Raw genomic sequence first — 21782 nt, 5'->3', positions numbered from 1 at the left:
ATCGAGCGATTCCAGTCCAGCACCGGCCCTTTACCGTCAGCAGGGCCGAAGGTCCGTAGATCAAGGGGACCTTCGGCCGGACGGCCCGCCGGTCACCAGCGCATGTGAACCTCTTCGGCCCAGCCGAGGAGACCGTCGACGGCGACGTCCAGGCCGTCGTCGGTGCGGACCCGCCCGCTGTAGTGGCCGAAGCACTGGTCGGTGCGGTTGGCGAGCAGGCCCGCCTCGGTGCGGGTGACGCGGTCGTGGAACGGGGTGAAGGTCAGGTCGACCTGGTCGCCGTCGGGGGTGCGGATCGTCCAGGGGGCCATGAAGTCGGACGCCGAGTAACGCCACTCCAGTTCCTGACCGATCTTGGTGAGCCGTCCGTCCACGCACAGCGCGTTCTCGGTCGCCCCGGTGCCGTCGGTCCACTTGCCGCCGAGTTGCAGCCCGACGACGCGCCCCCCGGTGCGGCCGGAGGCGGCGCCCCAGTTCCAGGTGATCGCACGCGGCCAGCGGCCACGGCCGTGGTCGAGGACGCCCCAGGCGTCCTCGCCGAACTCGTGGACGGTCGTGCCGATCCGGACGGTGCCGGTGGCGGGACGGGCGGTGTGCTTGGAGGTGTACTGGAACCGGCGGTCGCTCCAGGGGACGACCACGCTCAGCGTCTCGTGCCCGTCCGGCAGCCCCACCACCAGGTCGACCTCCAGCGGCTGCCGGTCGGGGGTCAGGCAGCGGGCCCGCAGCCGGGTGCCGCCGGCGACCGCCCGGATCTCCACCCGGACCTGCCCTCCGGTGGGGCGCTCGGGGCCGACCACCACGTCCGTCTCCAGGTCGCCGGGGGTGCCCGCGATCACCGGCGGCAGGCGTACGCCGCGGCCGAACGGGACCAGCGCGGTGCGTTCCACCTCGCGCCCGCCGTACTCCAGGAAGTAGACGCTGTTGAGGGCGAGGAAGTCCAGGTCGCTGACGGTCACCGCCACCAGGTGGGTGGGGGTCGTCACGCACCAGTACTCCCAGCGCTTGGTGCGGCCCCAGCCACGTAGGTCGCACTCGTGCAGGGGACGCCGCGACCAGCCGGTGGCCGCGGGGTTGAGCCGCCCGTCCGGCAGGCACAGCGGGACGGGCTCGGTGATCTCGCGTTCGGCGGTGGCCATCGTCCCAGCGTAGAACCCGGTGATCGGCAATTTGGCGACACGGTGCCGCTATCCCTAGATTTAGGAACGTCGTGTCGCCAAATCTATGAGGTGAGTCCGTGTTCCTGGCTCTGCGCGACCTCCGGTTCGCCCGGGGGCGCTTCGCGCTGATGGGCATCGTGGTCGGTCTGATCGCGGTACTCGCGGTGCTGCTCACCGGGCTGGCCAACGGCCTGGTCAACGACGGCGTGTCCGCGCTGCGCACCATGCCCGCCACCCATCTGGCCTTCGAGCCCGGCGTGCAGGGGAACCTGTTCTCCCGCAGCTCGGTCGATCCCGCCGAGGCTCGGCGGTGGTCGCAGGTCCCCGGCGTCCGGGAGGCCACCCCGTACGGGAACACCCTCGCCCACGCCAAGGAGGCCCACACCGGCAAGGACGTCGACATCGCCGTGTTCGGCGTGGAGCCGGGCTCGTTCCTCGCGCCCGAGCCCGACACCGGCCGGCCGCTGGAGGCGGGCACCGACGGGGTGCTGGTCTCCCGCAAGCTCACCGACGAGGGCATCAAGGTCGGTGACACACTGGTCGTCGAGCGCAGCGAGGTGCGGCTGCCGGTGGTCGGCACCGTGGGCGACGCCTCCTACGGACATGTCGCAGGGGTGTACGCGCCGCTGAAGACCTGGCAGCGCATCCAGTACGGGCTGCCCGGCGAGCCACCGGCCGCGGCGTTCGAGGTGGCGACCGCCATCGCCCTGGACGGCGAGCCCGGATCCGGCGCCCCCGACGCCCAGGTGCTCTCCGTGGAGGAGTCCTACGGGCACTCGCCCGGCTACACCGCCGAGCAGTCCACGATGAAGATGATCCAGTTCTTCCTGTACGTGATCTCGATGTTCGTGGTGGGCGCCTTCTTCGTGGTGTGGACGGTGCAGCGCAAGGACGAGATCGCACTGGTGCGGGCGCTCGGCGGCTCGGTCGGCTACCTGGTCCGCGACGCGGTCGCCCAGGTGCTGGTGGTGCTGGTGTCCGCCACCGTGGCCGGGGCGGCGCTCGGCGCCGGGCTGGTCGCGCTGATCATGAGTACCGCGCCCGCCATGCCCATCGCCCTGGTGCCCGGTCCGATCGTGACCGCGATGGCGCTGCTGATCGCGCTGGGCGTGCTGGGCGCCGTGGCGGCGCTGCGCAAGATCACCTCCACTGACCCGCTGCTCGCCCTGGGAGGCAACCGATGACCGCCACCGTCACCACGACCGGGCTCGCCCTCGACGGGGTCACCCTGGAGTACGGGTCCGGCGACACCCTGGTCACCGCGCTGGACGAGGTCACCCTGACCGTGGAGCCCGGACAGTTCGTGGCGGTCGTCGGGCCGTCCGGCTCGGGCAAGTCGAGCCTGCTGGCCGTCGCGGGCGCGCTGATCCACCCCACCCGGGGCCGGGTGCGCATCGCCGACGTCGAGGTGTCCGGCACCAAGGCCCGTGACCTGGCCGAGCTGCGGCGGACCCGGATCGGCTACGTCTTTCAGAGCGGCAACCTGCCGGCCTCGCTGCCCGTCCGCGACCAGTTGCTGCTCGTCCCGCACCTGTCCGGGCGGATCACCGCGGACGCCCGTGCGTACGCCGACGAACTGCTGGAGGCGGTCGGGCTGACCGCCAAGGCGGGCCGCCGCCCGCACGAGCTGTCCGGCGGCGAGCGGCAGCGGGTCGGGCTGGCCAGGGCGCTGATGAACCGGCCGGCGGTGCTGCTGGCCGACGAGCCGACCGCGGCCCTCGACCGGCGCCGGGCCCGCGAGATCGTGGCGCTGCTGGCCGAGCAGTCCCACCGGCGGGGCGCGGCCACGGTGATGGTCACCCACGACACCGAACTGCTGGACAGCGCCGACCGCGTCGTCCACATGCGGGATGGCAGGCTGGAGTAGCGCCCAGCCCACCGCCGAGGAGCCGTATGCCGAGGATCACCGCCCCCACCGTCGCCGAGCACCGCGCCCGCCGCTACCGCGCCCTGCTGGAGGCCGCGCGCGAGATCGTGCTCACCGACGGCCCACAGGCGGTGACCCCGGCGGCGATCGGCGCCCGGACGGGGCTGGCCCGCTCCAGCGTCTACAAGTACTTCCCCACCTCCCTGGACATCCTGGTGCGACTGCTGGAGGAGGTCTTCGAGCAGTGGATCGCCCGGCTCGGCGAGGTGATGGCCGAGCAGGCCACCTCCGCCGGCCGGGTGACCGCCTATGTCCGGGCGTTCCTGGAGTTCGCCAGCGGCGACGAGCACCGCGTCGCCGACGCCATCGGCTTCACCGGCCTGCCCCCCGAAGCCGCCGCGAAGATCCGCGCCCGCCACCACGAGCTGACCGAGCCGCTCCGCCGGGCCCTGGCCGACCTGGGCGACCCGGCCCCGGAGGTCACCATGGAACTGATGGTCGGCACCCTGAACGCCGCCACCCGCCTGATCGCCCGCGGCCATCCCCAGGACCAGATCATCACCGCCACCCTCGCCTTCATCCACCCCGGCCCGAACCCCCGCTGACCCGGGCGGGCCCCGCCCGGCCAGGGCCCCACCGCCGCCGGCGGCCACCGCGTCGATCGAGGCAAGGCGCACCTGGTGGGCGGGTGCGTGGTCCGCTCGGGTTCCGGCAGAGGTCTTGGGTGACTGCCGGGGCGGGTGGGTCCCGGCGGTGGGGTGGAATGTCGGCTGTGCGAGGATTGCGCGGCGAAGGCGACGGCGGAACGAGGAAGCCGGTGCAAGTCCGGCGCGGTCCCGCCACTGTGATCGGCGAGCGGATCCCGACGACGCCACTGCCCGTACGCGGGCGGGAAGGCCGGGACGAGCATCGACCCGAGAGCCAGGAGACTCACGCGGTCGCCTCCTCAGCAAGATGGGGCGGAGCTCCCCCTTGAGAGGACGCGGCGTGCCGCAGGACTCTCCTGGCCGATCCGTCCCTCCGCCCGCCGGGGCCGTCGTCGCGGAACGACGACCGCGGCCTGTTCTCCAGGAGAGACCTTGTCCATGGGTGTGTCACGGCCACTGACCGGCGTACTGCTGGCCCTGTCGCTCGCGGTGACCGCGTGCGGTGGAGACGGCCGGGAGTCCGAGCCGTCCGCGGGTACGGGCTGCGTCACCGACTTCGACGCGGCCAGGGACTACTTCCCGGTCAAGCAGACCATCCGGCACGCGACCAACTTCACGCTGACCTACGCCAAGAACTACCAGGTCGTCACCGTCAAGCAGCCCTCGCCGGGGGCCAAGTCCGAGACGTACGTGCTGGTGCGCTGCGGCACTCCCGCCCCTGAGCTGACCGGCCCGCTGTCCGGAGCGGTCACCGTGCAGACCCCGGTGCGCACGATGTTCGCCGGGTCGACGACGCACCTGCCGTTCATCACCGACCTCGGCGTGCTGGATCGGCTGAAGGGGGTGGGCACGGCCGGGCTGGTCACCTCCCCGCAGGTGCGCGAACGGGTGACGGCGGGTGCGATCACCGAGTACGCCGACATCACCGGCCAGGAGATCGACACCGAGAAGGTGATCGGCGCCCGCCCGGACGTGCTGATGACCGACGGCCGGGAGGTCGGCTCCTACGGCACGCTGCGCAAGGCCGGGGTCAGGATCGTCGCCAACGCCGAGTGGCAGGAGACCACCGCGCTGGGCCGGGCCGAGTGGATCAAGTTCGTGGCCGCCCTGACCGGCACCGAGGCCAAGGCCACCGAGGTCTTCGACGGGGTGGCGGCCCGCTACCGGTCGCTGGCCGCCAAGGCGAAGACGGCCGAGCCGGTCACCGTGCTGCCGGGCCAGATGTTCCAGGGCCAGTGGGCCATCCCCAACGGGGACAGCTTCATGGCCAAGCTGCTCAAGGAGGCGGGCGGCACCTACGCCTGGGCGGACACCGAGGGCACCGGCAGCGCCACCTTCGACCTGGAGGCGGTGCTCGCCCGCGCCCGCGACGCCGAGATCTGGCTGCCCCAGGTCAGCGAGTGGAAGACCCTGGCGGACGTGCGCAAGGCCGACTCCCGGTACGCCGAGTTCGCCGCGTTCAGGTCCGGCAAGGTCTGGGGCATCAACAAGGCGCTGGGCCCCGGCGGCGGCAACGACTTCTACGAGCGCGGCGTCGGCCACCCGGACCTGATCCTGGCCGACCTGGTCGCCGTCCTGCACCCGGACCTGATGCCGGGCCACTCGTTCACCTTCTATCAACAGCTCACCAGGTGACCGATCCCGGTTCAGGCCCGGCCGCCCGCCGCCGCGTCACCGTGCTGGTGGGGCTGGCGGCGGCGGTCGTGGTCGCCTTCGTGCTGGCGGTGGCGCTGGGCTCCACCCCGATGCCGCTGGACCGGGCCGTCCTCGCGCTGCTGCGGGCCGACGCCGCCGACCCCGGCGACGAGGTGATCATCTGGACGGTGCGGCTGCCGCGCGCGGTCACCGCCCTGCTGGCCGGGGCGGCGCTGTCGGTGGCCGGGGTGCAGATGCAGACCCTGTTCCGCAACCCGCTGGCCGAGCCGTACATCCTGGGCGTCAGCTCGGGCGCCAGCCTGGGGGTGGCGCTGGTCGTCACCGGCTGGGGCGGGCTGGCCGGCGCGTTCACCGGCGGGATCGCCGGGCTGGGCCGCGCCGGCGTCGTGGTGGCGGCCTCGGGCGGGGCGGCGGCGGTGCTGGGCCTGGTGCTGGTGCTGTCGCGGCGTGTCCGTTCGGTGGTGACCCTGCTGGTCATCGGGGTGATGGTGGGGTCGGCGACCGCCTCGATCATCACCCTGCTACTGGCCTACTCCGACGCCCAGCGCGCCCAGCAGTACCTGGGCTGGAGCCTGGGCAGCTACGCGGGCACCACCTGGGGCGACCTGGCGCTGTTCGCCCCGGTCTGCGGGACGGCCCTGGTGGCGGCGCTGGCCGGGGTCAAACCGCTGAACGCGCTGCTGCTGGGGGAGGGCTACGCCCGCACCATGGGAGTGCGGGTGCGCCGGGTCCGCACCGTCACGCTGCTGACGGCGTCGGTGCTGGCCGGGTCGGTCACCGCCTACTGCGGCCCGGTGGCGTTCCTCGGCCTGGCCGTGCCGCACATGGCCAAGCTGCTGCTGGGCACGGCCGACCACCGGGTGCTGCTGCCGGGCGCGGTCCTGCTGGGCGCGGCCGTGTCGCTGGCCTGCTGCGTCGCCACGCAGGCGCCCGGCAGCGGATCCGTGCTCCCGCTGAACGCGGTGACGACGGTGCTGGGCGCTCCGGTGGTCATCACCATCCTGCTGCGCAGCCGCACGGCCCGATCCGGATGGGCGGTGTGACGATGCCGATCCTGCGATCGCCGGACATCGGGCGGGGGGTGTGCGGATGCTGACTCTGCGCTCGCTGAGCGTCGGCTATCCGGGGCGGCGTGGGCGGCCGTCCCGCCGGGTGCTGTCCGGGCTGGACGCGGTCGCCCGTTCCGGCGACCTGACGGTGCTGATCGGCCCGAACGGCACCGGCAAGTCCACGCTGCTGCGCACCCTGGCCGGGTTGCAGCCGGCGCTGGAGGGGGACGTGCTGCTCGACGGCTCCCCCGTCACCGCGATCGACGCGGCCGAACTGGCCCGCCGGGTCGCCGTCGTCCTCACCGAACGGGACCTGCCCGCCCTGCTGACCGCCCGGGAGCTGACCGGACTGGGCCGCCACCCGCACACCGGGTTCACCGGACGGCTCACCGCCGCCGACCACGCCGTCGTCGCCTGGGCGCTGGACGCCGCCGGCGCCGCCCATCTGGCCGAACGTCCGGTGACCGAGCTGTCGGACGGCGAACGCCAGCGGGTGCTCACCGCCCGCGCCCTCGCCCAGGAGCCGGCCGCGATCCTGCTGGACGAGCCGACCGCGTTCCTGGACGTCCCGTCGCGGGTGGCGCTCATGGGGCTGCTGCGGAGGCTGGCCCGCGAACGTTCCCTGGTCGTCGTGGTCTCCACCCACGACCTGGAACTGGCCCTGCGGATCGCCGACCGGATCTGGCTCGTCGATCCCGGGGGCGCGCTGCGCTGCGGAACCCCGGAGGAGCTGACGCTGGACGGCGCGATCTCCACGTCGTTCGACGGGGACGACCTGTCCTTCGACGCGGCCTCGGGCGTGTTCGTCCTGCACGGCGGCGGCTCCGGCACCGCCCTGGTCACCGCCGACGGCGTCCGCGGACCCCTGCTGGAGCGCGCCCTGACCCGCGAAGGCTGGCGCCCGGCCGCCGGGCCGCCCGCGGACCTCACCGTCACCTGGACCGGCGACGCCTACGAGGCCGCCCTCAACGGTACGACCCACCGCTTCACCACCCTCGCCGCCCTCACCGACTGGGCCCGCCGCCCCGGTCCGTGAACGGCTCCCGTAAGTCAGCCGTTGATGGCCTCGGTGACGGCTTCGACGGCGGCGAAGTCGCCGGTCAGACGGTTCTTGGTGACCGCGACGGCCATGCCCGTGGCGGTGTCGGCGCAGGCGTAGGTGCCGCCGATGCCCGCCCAGCCGAAGACGCTCTGGGCGCCGGTCACGGGGTGGCCGATGCCGAAGCCCAGGCTCATGGCGGTCTCCTCGCCCATGAACTGGTCGGTGTCCTTGACGGCCACGGTCGTGAGCTCCGCCAGCCGCTGCGGGGAGATGAGGCGGACGCCGTCGATCTGGCCGAGCAGCGCCGCGTACAGGCGGGCGATGGCGCGGGCGGACATCTTGCCGCCCGCCGGGATGTCGGCCCGCAGGACGTCGGGACGGTTGCCGAACGCGGCGTTCGGGAAGACCGCCTTGGGCGCCGTGCCGAACATCGGGGAATCGGCGGGGATCTGGGCGAACATCGCGGCGTTCTCCTCCGGCTCCTCCAGCCGCGCCGCCCGGCCCAGCTCGGACTCCGGCATCCCGAAGTACAGTTCGTCGGCCATCCCCAGCGGCTCGGCCACGTCCTCGCGCAGCACCTGGGAGATCGGCTTGCCGGTGACCCGGCGGACGATTTCACCGAGGAGGTAGCCGAAGGTGTAGGCGTGGTAGCCCAGCTTCGTACCCGGCTCCCACCACAGGGTGGCGTCGGCGAGCGCGGCGCACATCTTGTCCCAGTCGCACACGTCCTCCGGTGTGGCGTCGGAGGGCAGGGCGGGCACTCCGGCGGTGTGGGTGAGGACGTGCCGGACGGTCACCGCCTCCTTGCCGTGCGCGCCGAACTCCGGCCACAGCTCCGCGACCGGAGTGTCGTACCCGAACGCGCCCCGCTCGGCCAGCATGTGAACGATGGCCGCGGTCATGGTCTTGCCCACCGAGTAGCAGTAGAACGGCGTGCCGGCGGTGACCGCGCGCCCGTCACGCGGGTCGGCGACACCCGCGACGGCGTCCACCACCTGCTCGCCGTCCCGGTACACGGCGACCTGGACGCCTCGCTCGGCACCCGACTCCACCAGCCGGTCGATGGTCTCCTGCACGCGCTGCTGCATGTCGCTCACGGTCGTTCCCTTCGGCACGTTCACACGGACGGGGCGCGCGGCGCCCGCACCGATACAGACCGACGAGCACCACGGAACACATCGGTCTACGCCCAACAGATTCGCGAAAGTTCCGGAACGGCCGCGACGCTTCCCCAAGATCGTCCACATCCGGCAGACGAACGCCCGGCGCCTCCGTCCCGGACCACAGCCGACCCGGACGACAGGCGAGCACCTGCCCAACGGGACAGGCGGACACCCAGCGGCTCCATCCCAAACCGCGACCAAGCCGAACGCCGGGCGAGCACCCGCCCGGCGGGGCAGGTGGACGCCCGGCGGCTCCGTCCTGCGCTCCAGGTGTGCCCCATGGAACACCGGATGCCGGAACTTGGTCACGAGAACCAAGTGGTCGTACAGGGCGAAAACGCAGTGTCTACCAGTCCTGATGTCTCCACGCTCAGCCATGAACCCATGGCAGGATCATGGCGTGCAGCTCAGGTACAACTTCCGCCTCTACCCGACCCCGGGCCAGCGCCAGGCGCTCGCCAAGGCGTTCGGGTGCGCGCGGACAGTGTTCAACGACGGGCTGCGCACACGCCAGGAAGCCCGCGCTCAGGGGTTGCCGTACATCTCAGACGGCGAGTTGTCCAAGCGAGTCATCACCGAGGCGAAGAAGACCCCGCAACGCTCCTGGCTGGGCGAGGTGTCGGCGGTGATCCTGCAGCAGGCTCTCGCGGACCTCAACCAGGCGTACCGGAACTTCTTCTCCTCGGCCACCGGCAAGCGCAAGGGACCGCAGGTCGCCCCGCCCCGATACCGGTCCAAGAGGGACAACCGGCAGGCGATCCGCTTCACCCGCAACGCCCGGTTCCAGGTCACGGCGGGCGGGAAGCTGCGCCTGCCCAAGATCGGGGACATCCCGGTGCGGTGGTCACGGGACCTGCCGTCCGCCCCCTCGTCGGTGACGGTCATCAAGGACGCGGCGGGCCGGTACTTCGCCTCGTTCGTGGTCGAGGTGGGCGATGAACCGCTTCCGCAGACCGCGTCCGAGGTCGGCATCGACCTGGGCCTGACCCACTTCGCGGTGCTGTCGGACGGCCGGAAGATCGACAACCCGAGGTTTCTGCGCCGCGCCGAACGCCGGTTGAAGAAGGCGCAGCAGGCCCTGTCCCGCAAGGAGAAGGGGTCCAACAACCGCAAGAAAGCGGTCGTCCAGGTCGCGCGGGCGCACGCTCGGGTGGCCGACGCGCGCCGGGACTTCGCGCACCAGCTCTCCACACGCATCATCGGCGAGAACCAAGCGGTGGTGGTGGAGGACCTGTCGGTGAAGGGCCTGGCCCGCACGAAGCTCGCCAAGTCCGTGCACGACGCCGGATGGGCCCAGTTCACGGCGATGCTCGCCTACAAGGCCGCCCGGCACGGCCGCACCCTCACCCGGATCGACCGCTGGTTCCCCAGCTCGAAACTGTGCTCGACCTGCGGCACGCTCGCCGAATCCATGCCGCTGAACGTCCGGTCGTGGACCTGCCCGTGCGGGGCGGTCCACGACCGGGACGTCAACGCCGCCACCAACATCCTCGCCGCCGGACGGGCGGAGAGGCTAAACGCCTGCGGAGGGACCGTAAGACCCGCCGCCTAGCGGAGGGCAGGACCCGGCGAAACAGGAAGCCACAGAAGTGCCGCACCCGCGGCACGGGCTGAATCCCCGGCCTCCAGGCCGGGGAGCGCGTCAAGCCTCGAAGACGGCCTGATCGCCGAGCTCACCGGCTTCTTCCCCGACCGCCTCCCGTCCCTGGGCCTGCCCGACACCTGGCCGGAACGCTAGGGCGGCATCCGGCAACGTCGGCCGGGGTCATGCCGTTCTGTAGGGCGTGTCCGACAACCGGTGGAAGCGTCGGTGGCCGAGGCCGAGCGGCACACGTTCACCTGGACGAATGCTTCAGCCGGCAGGTCGGATCCACTGCTGGCCGGACACCTCGTGGTCTCGTCATACGGAAGCGCCCTCGGTAGGCGGGGGTGCTTCCCGTCTACCGAGGGCGCTGGTGTTCTGAGGCTTGGTGTTCGTGGGTCATCCGTTGTCGGGCTTGTCGGGCTGCTCCAGGGCGCGTGCCTGGTGCAGCCAGTCGGTGAACAGGTCGCCGTCGATGTCGTCCGGGGTCCGCAGCTTGACCGTGGCCATGGTGCGGGCACCCGCCTCCAGGCGGCCGGACGGGTCGTTGACCTGCTGTCCCCGCCACAGCCCGAAGGTGACGTAGGAGGAGTAGGCCTTGAGGAGGCAGACCGGGGACTTGCCGGGCTTGTCGCCGAGGCTCCACACCGGGTGCCCGTGCCACATCGCCCCGGTTCCGGGCAGCACCTGCTCGATGAGCGGCAGGAGCTTGTCGGCGATCTGACGCTGGGCCTCGGACAGGGAGGCGAGGTACTCCTCGACGGTGGTGGACGTGGTCATCTCAGTGTCCTTTCGTCTTACTCGGTGGCTTGGCGTGGCTTGGCGGTGGCTGCTCGGGCGGTGGTGTCACAGACTGCGCAGGTGGCGGGCGGCGACCCAGGAGATCCAGGTCATCGCGGTGATGGTGCCGACGGCCAGGGTCAGGGAGCCGGCGGTGCCGCCGGTCATCGCCCAGGCGTTGCCGATCAGCAGGGCGGTGCCGGCCAGGCGGGAGGCGAGGGCGTGGCCGCGGTCGCCGGCGCGGCCGAAGTGGCGGCCGAGGATGTAGCAGGCGACGATCAGGGCGGTGAAGGAGATCGAGCCGGCGGCCAGGTGGCCGAAGGCGTGCCAGCTCAGCGTCTGGGGCGCTCCGTAGGGGGTGCCGGCGGGGAAGCCGTCGCCCGGGTCCATCACGAGGACCCCTGCGGCGATCATGCCCAGGCCGGTGACGCGGACCAACCGCGGCGCCCAGGTGCCGCCGGGGGTGCCGTGCAGGGCCCGGCGCAGGCCGGCCGCTCCGGCGATCATCAGGACGCCGGCGACGATGAAGTTGGCGATCTGCAGCCAGCCCAGGGAGCCGTTGCTCAGCATGCTCAGCGGGTGGCGGGTCAGGTCGAAGCCCTCGCGGGTGGCGGCCTGGGCCAGGGACACCACCGTCCACAGCGGCGCCGCGACGACCGCGCAGGTGAGCAGGCGGCGCTTGGACGACGAGGCCGGCAGGGCAACGGGAACGGCGGCGGGAGTCTGCAGGGCGGTCATGGCCGGTGCCTTTCTCGGGGCTGGACTTCGGTTTCGCTCACACGTCGATCCCCCGATGTGACAGGGAACGCCACCATTCCCTGTCATATTGGGATGATCGACGTCCAGGCGAAGCACCCGAGAGAAGGAGAACGAGCCGATGCGCTACCTGATGACGAACAAGGCCGCCGAGACCGCCCCCGCTCCCGACGAGAGGCTGCACGCGGAGATGGGCAAGTTCATCGAGGAGCTGACCGCGGCGGGCGTGCTGCTGGCCACCGGCGGTCTGGAGCCGGGCGGCATCCGGGTGGCCTCCCACGGCGACGAGATCACCGTGACCGACGGGCCGTACGCCGAGGCCAAGGAGGCCGTTGCCGGGTTCGCGCTGATCGAGGTCCGCTCCCAGGAGGAGATGCTGGAGCTGGCCCGCCGCTTCCGCAAGATCGTCGGCGACGGGGAGTGCGAGATCCACCAGGTCTTCGGCCCCTGAGCCGCCACCAGGACCGACAGGACCAACGAGCCCGGCAAGACCGCTCCGGCCCGCCGACGGCCCTCAGGGCTGCCGGCGGGCCGCAGCCGGATGGCGTGCCAGAGACGAACAACGTGCCGGAACGGACGGCAGGCCGGGATGGAGGGCCACTGGGGATCATGTGTTTGCATGCCGGCGTGAAGTACGGCGCCGCGTTTCCTCCCCGGCCCGAGGGCCTGGGACCGTACGCCGCAGGAGAGCGATGACCGACGTCCATCGCACCGTCGACGCGGTCTGGAAGCTGGAGTCGGCCAAGATCATCGCCGGTCTCACCCGGATGGTGCACGACGTCGGCCTCGCCGAGGAACTGGCCCAGGACGCGCTGGTGTCCGCGCTGGAGCAGTGGCCCGCAGCGGGCGTACCGGACAACCCCGGTGCCTGGCTGATGACCGTCGCCAAACGCCGCGCCGTCGACCACATCCGGCGGTCCGAGCGGGCGCGGCAACAGCACGAGCGGCTCGCCCACGAACTGCAGCAGGACCAGGACCCCGAGGACGACACCGGACGCGACGACGTACTGCGGCTGATGTTCCTGTCCTGCCACCCCGTGCTGCCCACCCCGGCGCGTGTGGCACTGACGCTCCACCTGCTGGGCGGGCTGACCGCCGCCGAGATCGCGCGGGCGTTCCTGGCCGGCGAGCCGATGATCGTACGGCGCATCGCCGAGGCCAAACGCACCCTGGCCCAGCGGCAGGTGCCGTTCGAGCTGCCGGGCGAGGCGGAGCAGGCCGAGCGCCTGTCGTCGGTGCTGGAGGTCATCTATCTGATCTTCAATGAGGGGTACTCGGCGACGTCTGGGGACGACCTGATGCGGCCCGGGCTGTGCCTGGAGGCGCTGCGGCTGGGCCGGCTGCTGGCCGAGCTGGCACCGCACGAGGCCGAGGTACACGGGCTGGTCGCGCTGATGGAGATCCAGGCGTCCCGTTCGGCCGCACGCACCGGCCCCTCGGGCGAGCCCGTCCAGTTGCACGAACAGAACCGGGGACGCTGGGACCAGCTGCTCATCCGCCGTGGTTTCACCGCGATGCTGCGCGCCCGCCAGGCGGGCGGCGCCCCGGGCCCGTACGTTCTCCAGGCGGCGATCGCGGTGTGCCACGCGCAGGCGCCGACCGCCGAGGACACCGACTGGAAGCAGATCGCGACCCTGTACCACGCGCTGTCCCGGCTGCAACCGACGCCGATCGTGCAGCTCAACCGGGCCGTGGCGGTCGGCATGGCGGACGGGCCGCAGGCAGGGCTGGAGCTGGCCGACACCCTGACCGCCGACCCGGCGTTGCAGGACTACCACCTGCTGCCCAGCGTCCGGGGCGACCTGCTGCTGCGGCTGGGACGTCACCAGGAGGCGCGACTGGAGTTCCAGCGGGCCGCGTCCCTCACGCGGAACGCCGCCGAGCGAGCCTTCCTGCTCCGCCGCGCGGAGGACATCGCCGACACCGGCCCGCCGCTGCCCACCCTCGGCCCGGCCATCGAGGACTTCCTGGGCCGCGACGATCTGGACGCCCAGACCCTGCGTTCCTACGGGCAGACGCTGCGGCGCCTGCGCCTGTCCCTGGGCGACCGGACGCCGCTGCCGTCCGTGACCGCCGAGCAGGTGACGCGGGTGGTCACCACCGCCTGGGGTCAGGCGGCGGCCAAGACCTGGAACCGGCACCTGTCCACCCTCCGCTCCTTCGGCACGTGGGCGGGCCTGGACGACCTCACCGCAGGTCTCGAACGGCGCGCCGAGCCCCGCCGTCCCCCGGCACAGGCGATCGGCCCGGCGCAGCTGGAGGCCCTCTTCGGCCGTACCGACCTGTCTTTGCGTGAACGCACCCTGTGGCGGCTGCTGCACGAGTCGGCGGCGCCGGTGAAGGCCGTGCTGTCCCTCAACGTGGAGGATCTGGACCTGGACGACCGCCGGGCCCGCGCGGGCGGCACCTGGGTGACCTGGCGCTCCCAGACCGCCCGGCTCCTGCCCGACCTGGTGGCCGGTCGTACCCGCGGCCCGCTGTTCCTCTCCGATCGCCGGCCGGCCCCGTCCCGGACACCGGCGCCGGCCGACCTGTGCCCGCAGACCGGCCGCCGCCGGCTGTCCTACGAACGCGCCGAGTACCTCTTCAAACAGGCCACCAAAACTCTGGATCCGGCCGGTAACGGCTACACACTCCGGCAACTCAAATCCCAACAGTGACTTGTGAGCGGATATGCACTGAATGTCATCAGGCATGGTCACGGGCGTCCGCTGGGTACAACGACCTCGTACACCGTGGTGTGCAGGGACCGCTCGTGCCGCTGCTCATGGGCGCATCCGGCGCCTGCACCGCCGGTCGGATCGCCTACGGAGGGCCATGGGAGGGCGGCGCTCTCACGCCCGTGGCGACCGGATGAAAGGAAGCGCTCATGAGCACGACCGAGTCCTCTCCAGTCGTTCTGCCGACGCACCGCACCTGCCCGTTCGATCCGCCGCAGGAGTACGCGCTGCTGCGCGAGCACGAGCCGGTGGCCAGACTCGCCTTCCCCGACGGCAAGACCGGCTGGCTGCTGACCCGGCACGAGGACGTCCGCGCGCTGCTGGCGGACGAGCGGTTCAGCTCCGACCGGGCACGGGCCTCCTCGCCCGTGGGGCGACCCCTCCGCCCCGAGGAGATGGAGGCGCGTCCCGGCATGTTCCTCAGCAAGGATCCCCCCGAGCACACCCGGTACCGGCGGATGGTCACCCGGTACTTCACGGTGCGGCGGATGCGCGCCCTGGCACCCCGGATCGAGGAGATCGTCACCGACCGCCTGGACGCGATGGAGCGCAGCGGGCCGCCGGTGGACCTGGTGCGGACGTTCACCCTGCCGATACCGTCGCTGGTCATCTGCGAGCTGCTCGGCGTGCCGTACGCCGACCGCGACAGGTTCCAGCGGTGGACCTCGACCATGCTCCGGCTCGACGTGAGCGCCGGCGAGATGCTGGCGGCGCGCGACGCGCTGTACGCATACATGGGCGACCTGGTGTCCGCCAAGCGGGAGCACCCCGACGACGCCCTGCTCAGCAGCCTGATCGCCGCGAACGCCGCGGAGGGCGCGCAGGCGCCGCTCACTGACGAGGAGCTGACGGGGATCGGGCTCCTGCTGCTGGTCGCCGGGCACGAGACCACCGCCAACATGCTCGCGCTGGGCACCTACGCCCTGCTGTCCCACCCGGCCCAGTCGCGCATGTTGCGCGAGCACCCCGAGCTCGCCGAACGCGCGGTCGAGGAGCTGCTGCGCTACCTGTCCATCGCGCAGTTCGGCGCCGTCCGGGTGGCCCTGGAGGACGTCGAGATCGCCGGCCGGCGCATCCGCGCGGGCGAGACGGTCGTCGCCGCGCTGGCCGCCGCAAACCGGGACCCCGAGCAGTTCCCCGGACCCGACGAGCTCGACCTGACCCGCGAGCCGTCCCACCACGTCGCCTTCGGGCACGGTGTCCACCAGTGCCTGGGCCAGCAACTGGCCCGCGTCGAGATGCAGATCGCCCTGCCGGCGCTGCTGCGGCGCTTCCCGACGCTCCGCCTGGCCGTGCCGCCGGAACGGATCCCGATGCGCGACGACATGTTCATCTACGGCGTCCACGAACTCCCCCTCACCTGGGAGGAGTGACCCGCCCATGAAGATCGTGGCCGACCACGACCGTTGCCGCGGCGCCGGTCAGTGCGTCTTCAGCGCACCCGACCTGTTCGACCAGTCCGACGAGGACGGCACCGTCATCGTCCTCGACGACCACCCGCCGCCGGAGTCGCACGCCCGCGCCCGCCGCGCCGCCAGACTGTGCCCCAACTCGGTCATCCGCATCATTGAAAACCCCGAACCTGCACATCCCTGACCGCCCGGGTGCCGGGCGGGGAGCTTCGGATCAGCAGCAGGTGGCGCGGGGGTTGCGGTCGCGGGAGTCGATGTGGTGGCGCCAGAACTCGCGTTCGGACATCACCGGCTCGCCGGGATGGTGGCGGTGGTGGTGTTCGAGGTAGATCTCGTAGGCGCGTTCCCCGGAGAACTCGCGCAGCAGCAGCCAGGCGGTCCGCAGCCGTTCGGCGAGGCGGGCGCGCACCTGTCCGGCGGCCTGTCCGAGCGGGCGGGGTGGGGCGGTCATGATGGTGCTCCGGCCTCCTCGTGTGCGCGCTCCTTCATGATCTGGCGTTCCTCGGCGGTGGCGACCAGACCGGACGGGGCCCAGGTCGTGGACTTCACGTACGGGTCCTCGTGGGTGGGCAGGGTGCCGCCGGCGCGCAGCGCCTTGATCCAGACGCGGGCCGCGTCGACCAGCACGATGATGACCAGGACGGCGAAGAAGGCGGCCAGCACGCCGTCGACGGTGGTGTTGAGGACGACCTGCCGCATCTCGTCGGGGGTCTTGGCGGTGCCGAGCGAGGTCTTGCCCGCGTCCAGGGCGGCCTGGAACTGCTCCCGCTGGGCGAAGAAGCCCACCTTGGGGTCGTCGGAGAACACCTTCTGCCAGGAGGCGGTGAGCGTGACCACGACGTCCCAGGTCAGCGGGACGATGGTGACCCAGGCCCACTTTGCCCGGCCGGACTTGATGAGCAGGGTGGTGCAGACGGTCAGGGCGATGGCCGCCAGCAACTGGTTGGCGATGCCGAACAGCGGGAACAGCTGGTTGATGCCGCCCAGCGGGTCGCGCACCCCCACCCACAGGAAGTAGCCCCAGGCGGCGACGACGATCGCGCTGGCGGCGTACACGCCGGGCTTCCAGCTGACGTCGCCGGCCTTCTTCCACACGTTGCCGACGGTGTCCTGCAGCATGAACCGGCCGACCCGGGTGCCGGCGTCCACCGTGGTCAGGATGAACAGCGCCTCGAACATGATCGCGAAGTGGTACCAGAACGCCTTGAAGGCGTCCCCGCCGAAGATGTCGGACAGGATCTCGCTCATGCCCACGGCCAGCGTGGGCGCGCCGCCGCTGCGGCCGACCAGCGTGGCCTCCTCCACCGAGCGGGCGGCGGCGGCGAGCTGGTCGGGGGTGATGGTGAAGCCCAGGTTGGTCACCGCGGCCGAGGCGCTCTCCAGGGTGGGGCCGAGCGCCGGGCCGGGCATGTTCATCGCGAAGTACAGCCCGGGGTCGATGATGCAGGCCGCCACCAGCGCCATGATCGCCACGAACGACTCGGTGAGCATCCCGCCGTAGCCGATCACCCGGATCTGCGACTCCTTCATGATCATCTTGGGCGTGGTGCCGGAGGAGATCAGCGAGTGGAACCCCGACAGCGCGCCGCAGGCGATGATGATGAACACGAAGGGGAACAGCGAGCCGGCGAACACCGGCCCCTGCCCGTTGAAGGCGAAGTCGGTGAACGCCTCGGTGCGCACCGTCGGCCAGGCCAGCAGGATCGCCGCCGCCAGCAGCACCACCACGCCGACCTTCATGAACGCGCTCAGGTAGTCGCGCGGGGCCAGCAGCATCCACACCGGCAGCACCGAGGCCACGAACCCGTACACCACCAGCGCGATCACCAGCGCCTCACCGGACAGGGTGAAGGTGTCGGCCAGCGCGGACTCGGCCACCCAGCCGCCGCCCACGATCGCCAGCAGCAGCAGCGCCACCCCGATGGCGGAGGTCTCCACCACCCGGCCGGGCCGCAGGTAGCGCAGGTAGAAGCCCATGAACAGGGCGATCGGGATGGTCATCGCGATCGAGAAGGTCCCCCACGGGGAGCCCTTGAGCGCGTTCACCACCACCAGCGCCAGCACCGCCAGCAGGATGATCATGATGGCCAGCACGGCGACCAGCGCCGCCGCCCCGCCCACCGGGCCGATCTCCTCGCGCGCCATCTGGCCCAGGCTGCGGCCGCCCCGGCGCATCGAGAAGAACAGCACCACCATGTCCTGCACCGCACCGGCGAAGATCACCCCGACGATGATCCACAGGGTGCCGGGCAGATAGCCCATCTGCGCCGCCAGCACCGGCCCGACCAGCGGCCCGGCCCCGGCGATGGCGGCGAAGTGGTGGCCGAACAGCACCCGCCGATCGGTGGGGTGGTAGTCGACGCCGTTGTCCAGCCGTTCGGCGGGGGTGGCGCGGGTGTCGTCGACGCGCAGCACCCGGTAGGCGATGAACCGGGCGTAGAAGCGGTAGGCGATGGCGTAGGAGGCGACCGCCGCGAACACCAGCCAGGCGGCGGAGATCTCCTCCCCCCGGATCAGCGCGATCACGGCCCAGGAGACCGCGCCGATCAGGCTCACCGCTCCCCAGACGGCGATCTGCTTCGGGGTCATCCGGCGGCGTGGGGGCGGGGCGGCGGTGGCCGGCGCAGGGTCGGCCGTGGGGGTGGACACGGTTTCCTCCCGGGGGAAGCGACCGCACGGTCACATTGGGTGGGGTGGCGCCGATCACAAATTCCCCCACCCCCGGTCGATTCAAACCAGGCCCTGATCGGTGTGGAGAACCGGCCCCCGGACCGCCGGCCGTCGTCCGGACGGGCCCGCCGCAGGCCCCGTCCGGTCCGGTGGGCTCAGCGGCCGAGCATCCCCTCTACCGCGCGGGCGAAGGGCTTGGTGGTGAAGCAGCTGGGCTCGGCGTACTCCTCCATGGTCAGGGCCTGCTCCCAGGACATGTCGGCGGCCTGGCGGAGCAGCGGCTTGGTCATGGCGAGCGCGTGCTCGGGGAGGGCGACCATCCGCTCGCACCAGGACCGCGCCCGGTCCAGCAGCTCCTCATGGGGGACCACCTCGTTGACCACCCCGAGCTCCAGGGCCCGCTGGGCGGGGATGTGCTCGCCGGACACGTAGTACTCGAACGCGCGCTGGTAGCCGAGACGGCGGGTGATGAACCAGCTCGTGCCGACCTCGGGCAACAGCCCGAGCTTGCCGAAGGCCGGGACGAGCACCGCCCGATCGGAGGCGATGACCATGTCGCAGGCGAAGGCCATGGCCAGCCCGACCCCGGCCGCCGGGCCGTTGACGGCGGCCACCACCGCGGTGTCCCGGCCCGCGATCATCCGCACGATGGCGCCGAACTCGCGGCGGATGAACCGCCACGGCGTGGTGGCGCCGTGCTCGTCGGCGGGGTCGGCGAGCGCTCTCGTCACCTCCCGCATCAGCCGCAGGTCACCGCCGGTGCAAAACCCCGGGTCGGCGCCGGTGAGGATGATCGCGCGGACCGCCGGGTCGGCGGTGAGCTCACCGAGGGCCGTCCGGATCTGCAGGGACATGGCCGCGCTGAGCACATTGAGCTTGCCGGGGTCGGCGAGCCGGAGCACCGCATAGCCCTGGTGGCGCTCGACCTGCACCAGCTCCCTGGTCTCACTCTGCGCCTGCGCCAGGACGTGCGCGTACGACGACATGGTGTCCATGCATGGCTCCCTTCCGGGGGAACGGCCGGGTGTCCGGCCGACGGGTCATGAGGCGTCGGGTCGTCTGAGGCACTGCCAGGCCGCCTCGCCCAACAGCGCGATCTGGTCCGGGGCCGGTTGTGGCACCTGCCCGGTCAGCCACATCCGGCACAGCTCCTGGGAGGGGCCGAGCCACAGCACGCATCCGGTGGTGACGTCGATGTGCCGCAGCACGCCGTGGTACTCGTGCGGCCGCCACCAGGCCAGCACGTCCGCGAAGAAGGTGCGGTTCTGCGCGGCCAGGTCCCGTCCGCCCTCCTCGTCACGGCCGGGGGGACGCTCGGTGAACAGGAACCGTGCGCGATCGGGGTTCTCGGCGCACCAGCCGATGTGGAACGCGACGCACGCCGCGATCGCCTCCCGGGGGTCGGCGTGCCGCCGCAGCTCCCGCAGGAAGCCCTCCTGGAACAGCCGCAGCGTCTCCACGTAGAGCGCGGCGGCCACCTGCTCCTTGCCCGCGAAGTGGTGGTAGAAGCTGCCGGCGCTCACCCCGCTCTCGGAGAGCAGCCGGCCGAGGGGGGTCCCGGCCACCCCGTCCCGGCTGAAACAGCCGAGCGCGGCCCGCATGATCCGGTCCCTGCCGCTCTCCCGTCGCCCCGTCACAGAAGAAAACTCTAGAGGACTAGAAAAAAATTCTGCAACCCTCGTGCGGAAACGACACCGGGCCCGCCCGCCGTGAGGACGGCGGGCGGGCCCGGGTCGGTCAGCCGGTCAGATGGTCGGCCGGTCGGCCGGTCAGCTCCAGGCGAGCATGCGCAGCGGGTTCTCCAGCATCGCGCCGACGTCCCGCAGGACGGCCGAGCCGAGCTCGCCGTCCACGATGCGGTGGTCGAACGACAGCGACAGCGTGGTCACCCGGCGGATCGCCAGCTCACCCTCGTGCACCCAGGGCATGTCCCTGACCTGCCCGAAGGCGAGGATGGCGGCCTCGCCGGGGGTGAGGATCGGGGTGCCGGCGTCCACCCCGAAGACCCCGACGTTGGTGATGGTGATCGTCCCGCCCGTCAGGTCGGCCGGCTGTGCCCGGCCCTCCCGGGCGGTCTCGACGAGCCGCCCCAGCGCCGCCGCCAGCTCGGGCAGCGTCATCCGGTCGGCGTCCTTGATGTTGGGGACGAGCAGCCCGCGCGGGGTGGCGGCGGCGATGCCGAGGTTGACGTAGCGCCTGACCACGATCTCGTCGCCGGCCCCGCCCCCGTCCGCCCAGGACGCGTTGACCATCGGGTGCCGCCGCACCGCCGTGAGCAGCGCCTTGGCCACCAGCAGCAGCGGCGTCACCCTGACCTCGGCGAACTCCGGCAGCTCCCGCAGCCGCCGTACCGTCTCCATCATCTCGGTGACGTCCACCTGCAGGAACTCGGTCACCTGCGGTGCGGTGAACGCCGACCGCACCATCGCCGAGGCGGTGCTCTTGCGCACCCCCCTGACCGGGATCCGCTCCTCGCGGGCGCCGGCCGGAGGAACGGCGCCCTCCGACAGCGACAGGCTCGCCGGGACGCCCCGGCCCTCGTGCACGACCGGGCGCTCGGGTACGGGTGCGCTCCTGGTGACGCGTTCGGGAGCCGGTGCGGCGGCGGGCGCCCGCCCGTTCTCACCGGCGAGCGGGCCTGCCGCGCGTTCCCGTGCGGCGAGGCGCACGTCGTCGCGGGTGATCGTCCCGTGCGGGCCCGTACCGGCGACGGCGGCCAGATCGACCCCCAGGTCCCTGGCCAGCTTCCGTACGGGAGGCTTGGCCAGGGCGCGCCGTGCCTCACCCGTGGGCTGCGCGGAGCGCGCAGGCGCGGGCCGCTTGCGGGGACGCCGCCGGGTGGCGCCCGGCTTCACCCCGTACCCCACCAGCACCGGCTGCCGCTTGGGCTTGTCCGGCCCGGTGTCCGGAGCCACATGCGTGCCCGGGTCGGCCGCCGCCGAGGGCACCAGGTCCTCCTTGGCCGCGAGCTGCTCGGCCGTGGAGACGACGACCGGCGGCTCGACCTCCTCGGCGGACTCGGCGGACTCGCCCGCGACCCGGACGGAGATGATCGGGACCCCGACGTCGACCGTCCGCCCCTCCTCCACCAGCAGTCCGGCCACCTCGCCCTCGTACGGGCAGGGCAGCTCGACAATGGCCTTGGCGGTCTCGATCTCCACGATGATCTGGTTGACCTCAACCTGGTCGCCGGGCTGGACATGCCAGCGGACGATCTCGGCCTCGGTCAGCCCCTCGCCCACGTCGGGCAGCTTGAACGTCTTCACTTCGGTCACGGC

20 protein-coding genes, 1 pseudogene and 1 riboswitch are annotated in these 21782 nt (G+C 72.1%); of the genes and pseudogenes, 12 read left to right on the top strand and 9 right to left on the bottom strand.

From position 1 onward, the window contains the following. Positions 1–92: 92 nt before the first annotated feature. Positions 93–1139: a DUF2804 domain-containing protein gene (locus tag C4U03_RS22610; protein ID WP_103939966.1), complete on the bottom strand. Its 1047-nt coding sequence runs from the start codon at positions 1137–1139 to the stop codon at positions 93–95. Positions 1140–1237: 98 nt separating this feature from the next. Between C4U03_RS22610 and C4U03_RS22605 the strand changes: the two genes are divergently transcribed. The 6 genes from C4U03_RS22605 to C4U03_RS22580 all read left to right on the top strand — a co-directional run bounded on the left by C4U03_RS22605 (position 1238) and on the right by C4U03_RS22580 (position 7415). Then, a complete protein-coding gene (locus C4U03_RS22605; RefSeq protein WP_103939852.1) occupies positions 1238–2344 on the top strand; it encodes an ABC transporter permease in 1107 nt (368 codons plus the stop codon). Beyond that, complete coding sequence (locus tag C4U03_RS22600; protein WP_103939851.1) at positions 2341–3027, top strand: ABC transporter ATP-binding protein; 687 nt, start codon at positions 2341–2343, stop codon at positions 3025–3027. Before C4U03_RS22605 ends, C4U03_RS22600 begins: the two co-directional genes overlap by 4 nt. A 26-nt stretch (positions 3028–3053) precedes the next feature. Then, positions 3054–3632: a TetR/AcrR family transcriptional regulator gene (locus C4U03_RS22595; RefSeq protein ID WP_103939850.1), complete on the top strand. Its 579-nt coding sequence runs from the start codon at positions 3054–3056 to the stop codon at positions 3630–3632. A 161-nt stretch (positions 3633–3793) separates the two neighbouring features. After that, positions 3794–3979, top strand: a riboswitch (cobalamin riboswitch). A 133-nt stretch (positions 3980–4112) separates the two neighbouring features. After that, complete coding sequence (locus C4U03_RS22590; RefSeq protein ID WP_103939849.1) at positions 4113–5309, top strand: ABC transporter substrate-binding protein; 1197 nt, start codon at positions 4113–4115, stop codon at positions 5307–5309. Next, complete coding sequence (locus tag C4U03_RS22585; RefSeq protein ID WP_103939848.1) at positions 5306–6373, top strand: FecCD family ABC transporter permease; 1068 nt, start codon at positions 5306–5308, stop codon at positions 6371–6373. Before C4U03_RS22590 ends, C4U03_RS22585 begins: the two co-directional genes overlap by 4 nt. A 46-nt stretch (positions 6374–6419) precedes the next feature. Continuing rightward, positions 6420–7415: an ABC transporter ATP-binding protein gene (locus C4U03_RS22580; protein WP_103939847.1), complete on the top strand. Its 996-nt coding sequence runs from the start codon at positions 6420–6422 to the stop codon at positions 7413–7415. 14 nt (positions 7416–7429) lie between these two features. On the opposite strand, the gene C4U03_RS22575 is transcribed toward C4U03_RS22580, so the two are convergent. Beyond that, on the bottom strand, positions 7430–8509 hold the full coding sequence (locus C4U03_RS22575; protein WP_235018060.1) for a serine hydrolase domain-containing protein: 1080 nt from the start codon (positions 8507–8509) through the stop codon (positions 7430–7432). Positions 8510–8984: 475 nt separating this feature from the next. Between C4U03_RS22575 and C4U03_RS22570 the strand changes: the two genes are divergently transcribed. Further along, the gene (locus C4U03_RS22570; RefSeq protein ID WP_146087472.1) at positions 8985–10136 is read left to right on the top strand and encodes an RNA-guided endonuclease InsQ/TnpB family protein; all 1152 of its coding nucleotides are present in this window, start codon (positions 8985–8987) and stop codon (positions 10134–10136) included. Positions 10137–10565: 429 nt separating this feature from the next. On the opposite strand, the gene C4U03_RS22565 is transcribed toward C4U03_RS22570, so the two are convergent. Beyond that, positions 10566–10946: a DUF1801 domain-containing protein gene (locus C4U03_RS22565; protein WP_103939844.1), complete on the bottom strand. Its 381-nt coding sequence runs from the start codon at positions 10944–10946 to the stop codon at positions 10566–10568. A 66-nt stretch (positions 10947–11012) separates the two neighbouring features. Next, on the bottom strand, positions 11013–11684 hold the full coding sequence (locus C4U03_RS22560; protein ID WP_103939843.1) for a DUF998 domain-containing protein: 672 nt from the start codon (positions 11682–11684) through the stop codon (positions 11013–11015). 139 nt (positions 11685–11823) lie between these two features. Between C4U03_RS22560 and C4U03_RS22555 the strand changes: the two genes are divergently transcribed. From C4U03_RS22555 to C4U03_RS22540, 5 genes and pseudogenes are all read left to right on the top strand, one after another. Beyond that, entirely contained in the window at positions 11824–12153 is a 330-nt protein-coding gene (locus C4U03_RS22555; RefSeq protein WP_103939842.1) for a YciI family protein, read from the top strand. 241 nt (positions 12154–12394) lie between these two features. Continuing rightward, positions 12395–13621: pseudogene (locus tag C4U03_RS43010) on the top strand (RNA polymerase sigma factor); the annotation flags it as partial. Further along, the gene (locus C4U03_RS43005) at positions 13595–14362 is read left to right on the top strand and encodes a site-specific integrase (RefSeq protein WP_407701445.1); all 768 of its coding nucleotides are present in this window, start codon (positions 13595–13597) and stop codon (positions 14360–14362) included. The pseudogene C4U03_RS43010 and the gene C4U03_RS43005, both read left to right, overlap by 27 nt. Positions 14363–14571: 209 nt before the next feature. Further along, on the top strand, positions 14572–15795 hold the full coding sequence (locus C4U03_RS22545) for a cytochrome P450 (protein ID WP_103939840.1): 1224 nt from the start codon (positions 14572–14574) through the stop codon (positions 15793–15795). Positions 15796–15802: 7 nt separating this feature from the next. After that, on the top strand, positions 15803–16018 hold the full coding sequence (locus C4U03_RS22540; protein WP_103939839.1) for a ferredoxin: 216 nt from the start codon (positions 15803–15805) through the stop codon (positions 16016–16018). 30 nt (positions 16019–16048) lie between these two features. Here C4U03_RS22540 and C4U03_RS22535 read toward each other — a convergent pair whose 3' ends face one another. From C4U03_RS22535 to C4U03_RS22515, 5 genes are all read right to left on the bottom strand, one after another. Beyond that, positions 16049–16285, bottom strand: a complete 237-nt coding sequence (locus C4U03_RS22535) for a YbdD/YjiX family protein (protein WP_103939838.1) — start codon at positions 16283–16285, stop codon at positions 16049–16051. After that, a complete protein-coding gene (locus tag C4U03_RS22530) occupies positions 16282–18483 on the bottom strand; it encodes a carbon starvation CstA family protein (RefSeq protein WP_235018050.1) in 2202 nt (733 codons plus the stop codon). The genes C4U03_RS22535 and C4U03_RS22530 overlap by 4 nt, the downstream gene beginning before the upstream one ends. Before the next feature lie 176 nt (positions 18484–18659). Continuing rightward, a complete protein-coding gene (locus C4U03_RS22525) occupies positions 18660–19499 on the bottom strand; it encodes an enoyl-CoA hydratase/isomerase family protein (RefSeq protein ID WP_235018049.1) in 840 nt (279 codons plus the stop codon). 45 nt (positions 19500–19544) lie between these two features. Continuing rightward, entirely contained in the window at positions 19545–20141 is a 597-nt protein-coding gene (locus tag C4U03_RS22520) for a TetR/AcrR family transcriptional regulator (protein ID WP_235018048.1), read from the bottom strand. Between the two features lie 132 nt (positions 20142–20273). After that, the gene (locus tag C4U03_RS22515; protein WP_103939962.1) at positions 20274–21779 is read right to left on the bottom strand and encodes a dihydrolipoamide acetyltransferase family protein; all 1506 of its coding nucleotides are present in this window, start codon (positions 21777–21779) and stop codon (positions 20274–20276) included. Between the last annotated feature and the right edge of the window lie 3 nt (positions 21780–21782).

Source organism: Thermomonospora echinospora, from assembly GCF_900108175.1.
Lineage (GTDB): Bacteria > Actinomycetota > Actinomycetes > Streptosporangiales > Streptosporangiaceae > Thermomonospora > Thermomonospora echinospora.
This window is presented reverse-complemented; position numbering and strand designations above follow the sequence as displayed.